This is a genomic window from Vibrio sp. Y58_MX_L22 (assembly GCF_024181865.1).
GTDB lineage: Bacteria > Pseudomonadota > Gammaproteobacteria > Enterobacterales > Vibrionaceae > Vibrio > Vibrio alginolyticus.
Genome location: NZ_JAMZAN010000002.1, coordinates 274,345 through 287,663 on the forward strand (window position 1 = coordinate 274,345; position 13,319 = coordinate 287,663).

The 13,319-nt window shown below is 40.7% G+C and carries 9 protein-coding genes; 5 read left to right on the top strand and 4 right to left on the bottom strand.

Going from position 1 to position 13,319, the window contains the following annotated elements:
* Nucleotides 1-62: 62 nt before the first annotated feature.
* The gene (locus NL626_RS06415; RefSeq protein ID WP_017634227.1) at nucleotides 63-836 is read right to left on the bottom strand and encodes an oligogalacturonate-specific porin KdgM family protein; all 774 of its coding nucleotides are present in this window, start codon (nucleotides 834-836) and stop codon (nucleotides 63-65) included.
* Between the two features lie 569 nt (nucleotides 837-1,405).
* Here NL626_RS06415 and NL626_RS06420 point away from each other — a divergent pair.
* Nucleotides 1,406-3,151 carry a LamG domain-containing protein gene (locus tag NL626_RS06420; RefSeq protein ID WP_253657126.1) on the top strand — a complete coding sequence of 582 codons (1,746 nt, stop codon included), beginning with the start codon at nucleotides 1,406-1,408 and terminating at the stop codon, nucleotides 3,149-3,151.
* A 228-nt stretch (nucleotides 3,152-3,379) separates the two neighbouring features.
* Here NL626_RS06420 and NL626_RS06425 read toward each other — a convergent pair whose 3' ends face one another.
* The 3 genes from NL626_RS06425 to NL626_RS06435 form a co-directional block, all read right to left on the bottom strand.
* Nucleotides 3,380-4,423, bottom strand: a complete 1,044-nt coding sequence (locus NL626_RS06425; protein ID WP_253657127.1) for a polysaccharide lyase family 7 protein — start codon at nucleotides 4,421-4,423, stop codon at nucleotides 3,380-3,382.
* Between the two features lie 197 nt (nucleotides 4,424-4,620).
* Nucleotides 4,621-5,979 (bottom strand): MATE family efflux transporter, encoded by a 1,359-nt coding sequence (locus NL626_RS06430; RefSeq protein WP_253657128.1) that lies wholly within the window; start codon nucleotides 5,977-5,979, stop codon nucleotides 4,621-4,623.
* Nucleotides 5,980-6,099: 120 nt separating this feature from the next.
* Nucleotides 6,100-6,816 carry a FadR/GntR family transcriptional regulator gene (locus tag NL626_RS06435; RefSeq protein ID WP_017634231.1) on the bottom strand — a complete coding sequence of 239 codons (717 nt, stop codon included), beginning with the start codon at nucleotides 6,814-6,816 and terminating at the stop codon, nucleotides 6,100-6,102.
* A 560-nt stretch (nucleotides 6,817-7,376) separates the two neighbouring features.
* Here NL626_RS06435 and NL626_RS06440 point away from each other — a divergent pair.
* From NL626_RS06440 to NL626_RS06455, 4 genes are all read left to right on the top strand, one after another.
* Nucleotides 7,377-8,096, top strand: a complete 720-nt coding sequence (locus NL626_RS06440; RefSeq protein WP_005388529.1) for a FadR/GntR family transcriptional regulator — start codon at nucleotides 7,377-7,379, stop codon at nucleotides 8,094-8,096.
* A 142-nt stretch (nucleotides 8,097-8,238) separates the two neighbouring features.
* Nucleotides 8,239-10,101 carry a putative nucleotidyltransferase substrate binding domain-containing protein gene (locus NL626_RS06445; RefSeq protein ID WP_132936392.1) on the top strand — a complete coding sequence of 621 codons (1,863 nt, stop codon included), beginning with the start codon at nucleotides 8,239-8,241 and terminating at the stop codon, nucleotides 10,099-10,101.
* Nucleotides 10,101-10,817, top strand: coding sequence for a 3'-5' exonuclease (locus tag NL626_RS06450; RefSeq protein WP_253657129.1), 717 nt, complete (start codon nucleotides 10,101-10,103; stop codon nucleotides 10,815-10,817). Before NL626_RS06445 ends, NL626_RS06450 begins: the two co-directional genes overlap by 1 nt.
* A gap of 685 nt (nucleotides 10,818-11,502) precedes the next feature.
* Nucleotides 11,503-13,284, top strand: coding sequence for a transporter (locus tag NL626_RS06455; RefSeq protein WP_031781211.1), 1,782 nt, complete (start codon nucleotides 11,503-11,505; stop codon nucleotides 13,282-13,284).
* Nucleotides 13,285-13,319 lie beyond the last annotated feature (35 nt).

The following is a 13,319-nucleotide window of genomic DNA, read 5'->3' on the forward strand; positions in this document are numbered from 1 at the left end:
ACAATATAAAAATGAATTAACAGCTCTTTTGCTGTAACAACAATTAAGCAATAACACTCGGGTTAAAAGCTGTATTTAAGGCCAAGGCGTGTTCTCAATTGGCGGTCATCCGTGGTTGAACCATCCTTACCTTTGACATTCCACAATTCAAAGTAAGGACGGAAATCTCCCATTTGGTAACCAACAATTAAGCCAGCATCCCACTCAGAATCTTTCCAATCAGATAAACGCACTTCGTCATAGTTTTTGTTGTAGTTGATCTCATAGCTCAGCTTGACGTTATCAAGGTACTCGTTATCAAACTGACGCATATCGTAAGAGCCTGTCAGTGTCCACTTACCTTGTTCAACTGTTTTCCCAGCAACGCTTACCGAAGTACCATCCGTTAGTGTTTTGTTACCTGCACCATCTGAATAAACTTGAAATTCGTGTCGGTAACGTAAAGCGGTACTTAAGCCAAAAGAGGATTTGTAACCAACACGAACTTGTGGTTTATAAGTGGTTTTTTCGTCATCATCACCAAAAGTAATAGGCATCCCTGGTTGGATAAACCATTGTTTATTTATTTGGTAGCGAACTCCCCAATCAAACTCAGAATCACCAGCAACGAGTTGATCCCAAAAATGCGAGTTGTCGTAACTATGGAATTTTTGTTCAACACCAAAGTTCAGTTTGGTCTGATCGTTAATTTTAGAACTACCACTAATTTTGATACGTTGGGCATAAGTTTCACTCTCATGCTTATATTCTGCGCGATAGTCTAAAGTTGCTGCGGAAACCGCTCCCGCCATTAATGTGGAAGCAACGAATAGGGACATTGTTGTAACTGCTTTCATGATTATATCTCTCTGTATATATTTTTTGGGATACCACTTAAATCCCTGGATTTGATTCAACACTATTGAATTAATGTATGACAAATACTAGTTAATTCATCATGAGAGTTCTGTGATATTAATCATGTAAGTGCCCCTTAACTGACAATTTGTATTATTATATATTCGAAAGTGTTAGCTATGTCTGATTCTAAAACGACCTTTGTAGACATCACTTACAGAGAAATGTTTTAACTCGTTTCATATGATAAAGAAGAAGATTAAAAAATATAAACAGCAATAACTTCAATGACTTAAAATAAAAAATCTTGATGTAAAATCAAATTTCTTTCCTAAATCACCTTTAGTTTTTGCTGTTCCTCTATAAAGAAAGCTGTCAACCTCATAAAGGTTCAGCTCTTATTGATGTTAATATTCAACTATTTTGTGTGACTTATTCATCACTTCAGTGAGCAATCATTGTATCTAGTGTGAGTCGGATCATTCTATTGATAAAACCATCTAGATGACAGAAATTATTTGTCTAACAATATTACATAAATAAAAACACATAGAAGTGAGTACCTACCATGCAAGTAACAAAAATTGCAGCAGCAATTGCTATTTCCACAGGTTTGTTAACCGGATGTAACACTGATTTAAGGGATGCACCATCGGCTCCCCCACCAACAGAAACTGAGTCTGAGTTGAGCCAAGGTATGTGGGATATTTCAACACCAGCCACTGTGGCGAAATCCGATGATGAGCACGACCTGCCAAACGTCTATGTCTTTGAAGACGGTACGCAAAAGTATTATAACGATGATGGTAACTTCGGTACTTACACAATCTACACTTCAACTTATACCGAAGATAAAGATACAGAGACGCTTACATTCAACCTTTATGACGAGAGCGATCTAAGTAACCCTACCGAGTTAACAGGGACTTATGAAGTTTCAAACGGCATGTTAACCATCTCAGGAACAAATGACGGAAACTTCACCGGTAACGATGAATCAGAAAACGATGCGGTGAAAGATGCAGTTGCAGCGGCAAATAATGACGCTGGCGATAACAACGTCGTACAAATTTTGGATACCAATAAAGGTGGAACAGAAGAAGACACCGGTGAGTTACGAATCAAGCTGTCTGATTCAACGAGTGTTTCAGAAATTTCAACAGGCCGACTAACTGTAGATCTAACTTACCAGCATCATGAAGAAACAGAACAGGAAGCCGACGGTTCTGGTGACAATGCTTACATCTCATTTTATGCAGCAAAAACCTCGAATTCCAACTTGCATGGCGAAGTGGCATTTGAAAACGGCAAAATCAAATACCGCGATGCAAGTGGAAACTTGACGGAAACAGGCGACACGTTTGAGTTAGGTGAAAACCTCGCGATAGAAGTCAGTTGGATAGAAAACTTCTTCTCTTTTTCGGTTAACGGTAAACAAATAGGTGAAATGTTACCTGTCGCTGATGGCACCGCTGTAACCTATGTATCACTGAGACTAGGTGATAATGGCAACACTACAAACTTTGAATTAAATGCAGACAACTTGAAGATTTACTCTAGTGATTCGGGCTCTGAAGTGTTGGTTCTAGAAGAGGATTTTGACAACTACATTCCAGGCTTAGACCTCGCGACAATTTACAACAGTGCATCAAGCGAAGCGGTTGTCATTTCAGACGGAAGTTCTAATCCTGATAAACCGTCAGAAGACGTGAGTGAAAACTTTGACTCATACCCAGTAGGAACAAATATCAGTTCAGCAAACTCTAGTTGGAAAGAATACAATACGGTTGCTGATGACTCCTCCACCTTGACGTCCGTGGCTGTAGTAAGTGATGACGTATCAAAGAGCGGCGCTAACTCTCTGCTAATATCCGACACAGATACGACCAACAAACCATACGTTACGCGCGAGTTTTCAAACGGAGCAACATCAAACGGTAGCGTGTCATTCGATGTTTACATTCCGTCAGACAACGAAAAAACTACATACATTAATGTTGGCTCAGGTAAAAACAACTCAGATCGTTACTACGAATTGAGAATTTCGGGCAGTGGTAAAGTTGAAGCAGAAGCAGGATCAGATGACGTAGAAATAGGCACTATTACGACTGACGCTTGGAACTCAATGTCCCTAGCTTGGGATGGTGATGAGATTAACGTTTCTATTAATGGAAAAACGGTTGATGCGCCAAGTCAGTCCGAAACAGGCTTAGACGCAACGAATACACCATCACAGCTAACTATTTACGTAGGGGACACAAGTGGTGCTTCAACAAAAGCATATTTCGATAACATCGATTCAAAGCAACTCTAGTGTTATTTTGTAGCACTTGATACTAGGCCAGGCTTTCGAGCCTGGCTTTATTTTTTTACCTCTTAAGAAGAACAAAATTCAACACAATACTCTAAATTCAAGCCAGTCCCAGTGATTGCTTGCTCTATCTTGTTTCTTACCTTTTAAAGAATTCCACTGAAAACAAAAGCCTCATCAAATCGATGAGGCTTAAGTAGAAATCGAGTAGCTCTTAGTTTTCTATTAGTTTCAATTTTGATTTAGCTTGAGCTTAGAAAATGTCACGCTGTTATAGTCACCGTTTTTCTTGTCGACTGAAAAATCACCGGTGCCCGCACATCCTGTACCCCACACAGGGTGAGACTCACTGACGCTACATTGACCATAAGCTCCTGCTTTAAAATAGAACATGTCTTCTGTGTAGCCATGCTCAAAGTCCTTACTATCAATCCCCTTACTGAGATCTATGGAATAAGTCACTGTCTCGTGGCGTTCTGTTTCAAACGTCAAGTTCATCATAGTTCCTTGAACTTCTATCTTGTAGCTGAACTCTTCACCAAGAGCGATACCTGCTTGGCCTGGTTCTTCAAGGTTATCCCAAGTATTTCCCCATACTGGATATGCAATATCAATACGATTTGGATCTTCCTTTGCTAGGTTACGCTCGTAGTTCCAAAATACAGAGCCCATTTTGTGTTCTGGGAATTTTTTATAGAAGATTTTAATGGGTTCATTTCCATGTCCATAACCTTTACCCTCTTTTATTCTTGCATCAATTTTTTTCGCGTGGATTTGACCGACAACAACAGAATGAGCAGGCCCTTTTTCTGGAAATTTGGCGTGTTCAGAAACATGGTTCACTTTCAAGGTCGCTTCCAACGTTCCACCTACGCGACTGTGTTTAGCAGCCTGAGGGTGGCTCGATAAAGCCCAATGGTTTGCTAAATCATCGGTTTGAATAGAAAAGTCAGCGCCACGAGGCATTTCACGTAGTTCAGAGCGAGCATTCTTCGAGTTTTTTGTCGTTACCGCTTTATTCTGCACTTCAAACACCAAGTTGCCTTCTTCGTTCAAGAAGAAGAAGTCTTTGTGTGAATAACTCAGCATCGCCACACCCTCGATTTCGTCCACTTTTCCGTCTTCATTGATATCGGAAGGAATAGTGATCTTCCAGTTTCGCATATCAAATTTATCGGCAGGGACTGGATAATCAACGCCATTATTTAAATCAGAAGCGATAGCAAGAGTTGGTAAGGTAACAGCCATTGCGGCTACGAGTAGATTGAGTTTCATGTTCAAACCTTATTATATGTAATATTGTCATACATATAATAAGGTTTACAAAGGAATGATTCGAGGAAAGAAGTTATGATGTGCTCTATTGATCACAATTTATAAACTCGATAAACCCCAAAATGATAAGCTATACATACTCCTCTTTAGTCCATAGCATCTACGAATCTTTTCGACCTAATCCGAAAGTCATAGGATCAATCGTACATTAGCTTGTCTGCCTTATTAATATCGAAATCTTTCAGAGACTTACGTGCTAAATGCCTAAATGGCCATGCCTTAACAATTTCTTCAAACGGCATGATTGCAAACACCCAAAACACTGAAAGGTCCAAGTATAAAATCATCAAAGCACATAACGGTATTGAGATTACCCACTGACCGGTAAAGTTAATCTTAAACACCTCCGTTGTTTTACCTAACGCTCTCAAAATATGACCATGAACGGTGTTATAGCCACGTACTATCGGTAGCAGTATGTAAAGTGGAGCAATCGCGGATAACGCTTTGTAAGTACTCGGGTCTAAGTCGGGATACAAATCAGGAAGCACGAAACTAAGTGCAAAAAAGAAAAATGCTGAAACGAACGAGATCATCACGGCCATATCAATACTAATATCGACATTGTTACGCAGCTCATCCATTTTTCTTGATCCAATTGCTTGGCTAATCGTGATTGCCGATGAATGCGCCCAAGCAGTAATGAACTGAGTCCCCGCTTTGATCCAAGGCATCACGATAGTCATAGCGACATAAGCATTTAAGGTCAGTTGCGAGTACAGCAACATGTATATCGTTGCGCCAGTTTGTAACATTGTGACGTTCGCCGCGACGGGGAAAATCTCTTTAAAATGCTTATGTATATTGCTTTTCAATGACGCATCAAGCTTCTTAATAGACAAGATGATAGAATCATCAAGCTTAATGCACATGGTTAAATATAACAGCCGAATACTAATAGCAATCAAACTACCCGCCGCGGCGCCTTGAACGCCAATACCTTCAAAATTAGTCAGGCCGTGAATCAGAACATAAGACATCGCCACGTTGACTGGCAATTCAATCAAATAGCCTTTAAATGGAACTTTGGTCCGTCCAAGCGCATTGAACACCGCAATCATAACCTGAGTAATGGCATTGAATATGACGATGAACTTAGCAATTGCAAGGTAGCATTTTGTCTCCGCATAGAGATCAACGTTATCCGTCAACTTACTGATTAACGCTTCATCAAAGACAGTAATCAACAACCAGAATAAGGATGCGACTAGAACGTTGATAACTAAAGCAGCCCAGAAACCTTTATTTAACGATAGATAATGACCAGAGCCTACGGCACGGCTAAGTACCAATTGAGACCCATTTGCTAGAGCCATTTGGATACCTAAAACAAAAGAAACTATTGTTGTAGCAATCCCCATAGCAGCAAGTGAAACTTCACCTAATGGCGTAACAAGCAGCGTATCAATCATAAGCATTGATTGCATCAACAAAGCATTAAGAGCAAGCGGCCAAGCAAGAGATAAGTTTTTCTTTATATATGGTTGGGAAAACATTAGTAAACCTTTGTAATGAGGTTAAACGTTTAAACTAAAGAGCTCTGTCATTAGGCAAAGTTCATGACAAAAAGAAACGACAGAAAACTCTTTTTAGTCAATAAAAATGTACGCAAGCTCTTAACTATTCACGGCGTCGGAAAGCCTCTGATTCTCATCATTTAACAGCGTTTGAGAGGCTAAACGAGCTTGAAATGAGTTTCCGACCATAATTGCATCATAAATTGCACGGTGCTCATTAAGGCAGAACCTCCCTCCTTCAACTGACTTGTCAATAAACACCTTAAATATGGTCGAAAGTATATTGCTGAAGGGAACGTAGAATTGATTATCGGTACAAAGGAATATCGTTTGATGAAATAAATGATCGTTAGCAATCCACTCATCATAATCGTGACATCGTGCTGCCATCGTCATTCTTTGAAATACAATTGACAACAGCTTTCTTTGCTCAGCATTGGCATTTTGGGCTGCCAGCGCACACGCCTCTGGTTCTATGGCTTTACGCAATCCCAAAAACTGAGATAGAAACGGCTTAGTATCTTCTAAATCTTGGATCCACTCTAAGAGTTGAGGATCAAGAAAATGCCAATAGTTTCTTGGTAGTACCGTAGTTCCAACTTTTGGTTTAGAGATAATTAAGCCTTTAGCAGACAGCAACTTCGTCGACTCTCGTAGTGCTGTCCGACTAACACCAAACAACTTACACAGTTCTATTTCACTCGGGAGCTTCTCATTTTGACTTAATTCTCCTGACAATATTTTGCGAGAAATCTGTCTTGCTACTTGTACATGTATCTTGTGATTTGAATTCCCGAGAAGTGAAAACTCTGCCATCTATATTCCTCATTGCCAGCAGCCTAAACGACTTGTTTAACTAATAATTAGAAAAGGCCAAATGAAACACGCTTTGAAGGCGGAGACTTTCTGTGTAAATGTAAAGCACTGTTATTTAGCGTCTAAAATCTAACGATCTTATGAATATGATTTTTACTCGCGAGGTATATTGGCCAAACTCAATATTGAATGGTCGAGTAGTAACATCATGCACACCGATCTTTAGTATATAATAATACAATATCACTTTATTTAACAAGAAACCTGATCTTCTATTCAAATTGTGTGCTGTGTATTGAAAATCAGTGAGTACAATAAGTAGGCGCGACTAGAGTTAACTAACATATTGAGCTAACAAATAAATAAGGAATGATGTAAGAATCAGTGGCCTCATCTGTTATACGCTAAGTATTATAATCATGAAGGCTTCATAAAGCAGTCGGAGATTCAAAATGGATTTGTGAAGACAACTGTTATTACGTAAACATCTTCTTGGTGAGCTACACTTTGGATGATATAGTCCAAGCTTAAATAATACAATTTTAACGATAAGTGATTTTATGTCTGGTGAATTTCATTCTATCTCCGGTTCCAAGCGCAGCTTACATGTGCAAGTAGCTCGCGAAATTGCTCGTAGCATTTTGTCAGGCAAGATCCCTCAAGGGTCCATTCTTCCAGGAGAAATGTCCCTGTGTGAACAGTTTGGTATCAGTCGCACAGCTTTGCGTGAAGCCGTAAAACTTTTAACATCAAAAGGTTTACTCGAGTCACGTCCAAAAGTTGGTACTCGAGTCATCAACCGAGCGTACTGGAACTTTTTAGACCCACAATTAATTGAATGGATGGACGGTCTAACAGAGATAGATCAGTTCTGTCATCAATTTTTGGGGTTACGACGCGCGATAGAGCCTGAAGCTTGTGCACTCGCAGCGAAAAATGCCACTGCGGAACAGCGAATTCAGCTATCAGAAGCATTCCAAGATATGTTGGAAGTCGCTAAAGCAGACGAACTGGACAAAGCGCGCTGGATGGATGTAGATATTCGTTTCCATAGCATTATTTTTAACTCAACCGGAAACGACTTTTTCTTACCGTTTGGGCATGTTCTGACTACAATGTTCATTAACTTTATTGCTCACTCATCTGAGGAAGGCAATACGTGCATCGAAGAACATCGTGAGATTTATGAAGCAATAATGGCAGGCAATGCTGAAAAAGCACGTCAAGCTTCGGCTAACCACTTGTTGGAGTCAAAACATCGCTTACCCGAAGCCAGTTAAGCTTAGGGCTTGGGCGATCTAATAACTAGGCAAAAGCACGCATCTCGCGTGCTTTTTTAATTTCGTTTCCTCCAATTCTTTATGGCACACCATCAATATTTTGATATATAGTAATACAAATGTATTTTGAGAATGTTGTGTTATGACCGACTCGCTACTGCCAAATATCATACAGTTTATCAGCCAGATTGATCCGTTTGACAAGGTACCTAAAGGTGCACTTCGCGAGCTTGCTTCATCTGTTAAGATCACTTATTTAAGCAAGGGGGATGTTGTTGATCAATGTTCTTCTAAGAACGAAAAGTCACTTTATATTATTAGAACTGGCTCTATCGAACAGCGTAAATCTGATGGCATATTGAGAGCTAAACTTGGTCCGGAAGATTTGTTTGGCTTCACTTTTCTTGGTAACGAAGTCGAAAGCGGGAAAGAATACAAAGCAATTGCAATCGAAAATTCATTAGTTTATGTAATTCCAAATGCTGCGCTGAAAAAGTTGTGCACTTCTCATCCTGAATGTGCTGAACATTTTGCATCACAAGCTCAGGTACGGCTAAAGTCAGCATTAGATGTCGTGTGGTCTAACAAAGAAAAAGGGTTGTTTATTCGGCGTGTAGAGGAAGTTGCTAGTGGTCGAGTTGCAATTGTAACCGCTGAGCAATCCATTCAGTCAGTCGCCAACGAGATGATCGATAAGTGCTCTCCCTGCGCTGTCGTTTATCGTGATAAAAAAATAGTTGGACTGATTACCGACCGAGATATGACAAAGCGAGTCATCGCCAAAGGATTAAGCATCTCAACACCAGTCGTCGAAGTCATGTCGCCTGATCCTAAAACAATTCATCCTGACGATTTAGTTCTGCACGCAGCCTCCATTATGATGCAGCACAACATAAGAAATTTACCCCTAGTCAGAGACAATAACGTCGTTGGCGTTTTGACAACAACGCACTTGGTTCAAAACCATCGAGTCCAAGCAATATTTTTAATTGAAAAGATCAAATATGCTGGCAGTGTCAAAGCTTTGTCTAGTTTTACGTCTGAGCGCCAAGCTATTTTTGAAGCATTAGTCGAAGGACGGGTTTCACCAGAAATCATTGGTAAAGTGATGACCATGATTATGGATGCGTACACTCGTAGGTTAATACAAATAGCCATTGATAAGTTGGGAACACCTCCCTGTGACTTCTCTTGGATTGTGGCAGGCTCTCATGCTCGCCAAGAAGTACATATGCTGTCAGATCAAGATAGCGCCATCGTATTAGATGATTCGGCAACAGATAACGACCGTATCTACTTCAAACATTTAGCAATGATAGTAAGTAATGGCCTGAATAAATGTAACTATCCATTGTGTCCAGGGAAGTTTATGGCAGCGACCCCTAAATGGTGCCAGCCTCTCTCTGTTTGGAAAAAGTACTATAAGAAATGGGTGGCAAATCCTGAATACGAGCGCCTCCTCAATATCAGTGTCTTTTTAGAAATCCGAACCGTTTATGGAAACAAAGACTTTGAACAGATACTTCGCGATGAGCTTCACTCTAACATCAACGCTAATAGAGAATTCCTTACGATGTTAGTTAACGATGCGGTGAAAACAAACCCACCGTTAGGAATATTCAATAGCCTAGTATTACAAAAATCGGGAGAGAACAAGAAAACGCTCGACGTAAAAAAATACGCGATTAATCTAATCATTGATCTTGCAAGGATTTATGGTCTGGCAGTTGAATGTGACCTCACTGCAACTGATGAGCGTTTTAAAGCAGCTAACGAAAAAGGACTGCTCAGCCATGACGCGTACAAAAATATAATAAACGCATATCAATTCATCTTGTCGTTTCGATTTGCCCATCAATTAGAAGCACTAAAAAGTGGAGATGAGCCAAATAACCACATTGACCCCAATACGTTCGGTAGTTTTGAACGTCAACATTTAAAAGACGCGTTCCGCATCATTGCAGATCTACAAGAAGTCGCCAAACTCCGTTTTGGGAGCCGATAATGAAGCGCTTACTTGAGTACTTTCATCCATTGACACGAAAAAATCGTCAGAGACAAAAGCACTGTAAAAAGAAGCACATCCCTCTTTATCTTAAAAAGCTGCTTCGCTCGCCAAATCTGGACGTAAATCAACGAGCTTTTGACACTGAGTTCATCGTTCTAGATCTTGAAACAACTGGCTTAGACAGTGAGGAAGAAGTCATTCTTTCCATGGGCTGGGTAGAGATTCGACAAGACCATATTGACTTAGCAACAAGCCAACACCTTTATGTACATAGCGACTCAAAAATTAAGCCCGAAACCATAGTTGTTAACCATATTACCCAACAAATGCTGACTGATGGAATCTCTATTCATGAAGCAATGCGGACATTCTTTAAAGCAGCAGAAAACAAAGTTATTGTTGCGCACGGATGTATAGTCGAAACTAGCTTTATTAATCAATATTTACAGCGAGTTTTCAACATAAAAGAGTTGCCGCTCATTTGGATAGACACTTTGCGAATAGAAAAAAGGTTACAAAGAGCTATCAATGCTTCCGATGAATCAGATGTGACTCTAGCAGCGACAAGGGAACGTTACGGGTTACCCGCTTACAACGGCCATAATGCACTTGCAGATGCAATTGCAACTGCAGAGTTACTATTAGTTCAACAAACCCGTATCGCACCTCAGACAAAAGCGACAGTCGGGCCCCTTTATCGGCTTAGCCTGTAATCATCCAGATCACAGGCCTATTTGCTAAACATGTTCTCTGTCACAATTTGGTATCATCAGCATTTACCTTAATTAATAATACAATATCATTAATGGGGCGACGTTAGCAAAATGCAGCGAATAGCCATTGTCACTTGCCAACATCAGAGCGAGTGTAAACTGATTAGTTGCTCCATATCATAACTACATTTTAGAGAGCTTAGCATTGCATGTGCGCAATGATTGTCGAAGATCTAGCAGCGTTACATAAACAACCGAATTCAGGTGATGTCCCCTCGAACGTCATCTGTAGTGGTTAGTAATCATGTAAAGCCGCTGTTGCGAACTTCAGCCGACAGCTCGCGGTACTAGTACCGTTTGGCCCATGCAGTGCAGGCTTGCATGGGCTTTTTTTTAACAATCCTACATCAATCGATGTTAAATCCCTCTGCCAGATATGCATAAATCCGCGTCCATTCTTATTAGAGGACTTAAGATTCTTTATAAGTATATTCATAGAACCCATACCTAAACTCTACACTTTTAGCAGCTTCAGAGAAAAGCAATATCTGACACCGATCACTTGTATGATTAATTAAAGGGTTTATTACGCCTTACTGGTCACGGTTTTGAGTTATTGTACTACAAATAAGAAGGGCGAACGTTACTATTACTTAGGACAATAAACTACTTCAAAGGTCTAAAGATGGAACTCAATACTCTCATTGTGGGCATCTATTTTCTATTCTTAATCGCAATAGGTTGGATGTTCAGAACTTTTACTAGTACTACAAGCGACTACTTCCGAGGTGGCGGCAACATGCTTTGGTGGATGGTTGGAGCAACGGCGTTTATGACTCAATTCTCTGCTTGGACATTTACTGGCGCCGCTGGTAAAGCCTACAATGATGGTTTTGCTGTCGCTATTATTTTCCTTGCAAACGCGTTTGGTTACTTCATGAACTTCGCTTACTTTGCACCGAAATTTCGTCAGTTACGCGTCGTAACTGTCATAGAAGCCATTCGTATGCGTTTTGGTACAACAAACGAACAAGTATTTACTTGGTCTTCGATGCCAAACAGTGTTGTCTCTGCAGGTGTATGGCTTAACGCCCTTGCTATTATAGCTTCAGGTATTTTTGGTTTTGATATGACAGCAACCATCTGGATTACCGGTTTAGTTGTACTTGCGATGTCGGTAACTGGCGGCTCTTGGGCGGTTATCGCCTCCGATTTCATGCAAATGGTCATCATCATGGCGGTAACGATCACATGTGCGGCCGTTGCTATTGTTCAAGGTGGTGGCGTTACTGAAATTATCTCTAACTTCCCAGTCGCAGAAAGTGGGAGCTTTGTTGCAGGTAACAACCTGAACTACTTAAGCATCTTTAGTATTTGGGCGTTCTTTATCTTCGTTAAGCAGTTCTCTATTACAAACAATATGTTGAACTCTTACCGTTACCTAGCTGCAAAAGACTCTAAAAATGCAAAAAAAGCAGCTTTGCTAGCATGTGTATTGATGCTGGGTGGAGTTTTCATTTGGTTCATGCCTTCTTGGTATATTGCAGGCCAAGGTGTTGATTTAGCGGCAGCTTATCCAGATGCTGGTAACAAAGCAGGCGACTTCGCGTACCTATACTTCGTTCAAGAATACATGCCAGCAGGTATGGTTGGACTTCTGGTCGCTGCAATGTTTGCTGCTACGATGTCCTCTATGGACTCTGGTCTTAACCGCAATTCAGGTATTTTCGTAAAGAACTTTTATGAACCGATCGTTCGTAAAGGCCAAGCATCAGAGAAAGAGCTAGTCGCAGTTTCTAAAGCAACATCGGCGGTATTTGGCGTTGCAATTATTCTAATCGCGCAGTTTATAAACTCTCTAAAAGGTCTGAGTCTATTCGACACTATGATGTACGTTGGTGCGCTCATCGGGTTCCCAATGACAATTCCAGCGTTTTTAGGCTTCTTTATCAAGAAAACTCCAGACTGGGCCGGTTGGGGAACTCTAGTCGTGGGTGGCATCGTTTCCTACCTTGTTGGGTTTGTTATCACAGCTGATATGGTGTCATCGGCGTTTGGCCTTGAGGAGTTGACTAGCCGAGAATGGTCTGATGTGAAAGTAGCAATAGGTCTAATCGGACACATGACGCTAACTGGTGGCTTCTTCATGTTGTCGACTCTATTCTACAAGCCTCTAACTGACAAACGCCAAGCAGATGTCGATAAGTTCTTTGAAAACCTATCAACGCCTCTTGTAGCAGAATCAGTGGCACAGAGAAAACTCGATAACAAGCAACGTCAAATGCTGGGTAAACTTATCGCGGTCGCAGGTATAGGTGTCATGTTTATGGCTCTGTTACCTAACCCAGTATGGGGGCGCTTAGTGTTTATTCTATGTGGTGCCATCGTCGGAGGTGTTGGTCTACTACTTGTAAAAGCTGTGGATTCAAGCGCTGAACAAGCCTCTGAACCTGTGACAGAAAGTTAAATCTCTTATTCTAATAAACGCGGCTATTCTTTGGC

Coding starts and splice junctions, on each gene's coding strand:
- NL626_RS06420 (WP_253657126.1), top strand. CDS start 1,406: ATGCAAGTAACAAAAATTGCAGCAGCAATTGCTATTTCCACAGGTTTG.
- NL626_RS06450 (WP_253657129.1), top strand. CDS start 10,101: ATGAAGCGCTTACTTGAGTACTTTCATCCATTGACACGAAAAAATCGT.
- NL626_RS06425 (WP_253657127.1), bottom strand. CDS start 4,423: ATGAAACTCAATCTACTCGTAGCCGCAATGGCTGTTACCTTACCAACT.
- NL626_RS06440 (WP_005388529.1), top strand. CDS start 7,377: ATGTCTGGTGAATTTCATTCTATCTCCGGTTCCAAGCGCAGCTTACAT.
- NL626_RS06455 (WP_031781211.1), top strand. CDS start 11,503: ATGGAACTCAATACTCTCATTGTGGGCATCTATTTTCTATTCTTAATC.
- NL626_RS06415 (WP_017634227.1), bottom strand. CDS start 836: ATGAAAGCAGTTACAACAATGTCCCTATTCGTTGCTTCCACATTAATG.
- NL626_RS06430 (WP_253657128.1), bottom strand. CDS start 5,979: ATGTTTTCCCAACCATATATAAAGAAAAACTTATCTCTTGCTTGGCCG.
- NL626_RS06445 (WP_132936392.1), top strand. CDS start 8,239: ATGACCGACTCGCTACTGCCAAATATCATACAGTTTATCAGCCAGATT.
- NL626_RS06435 (WP_017634231.1), bottom strand. CDS start 6,816: ATGGCAGAGTTTTCACTTCTCGGGAATTCAAATCACAAGATACATGTA.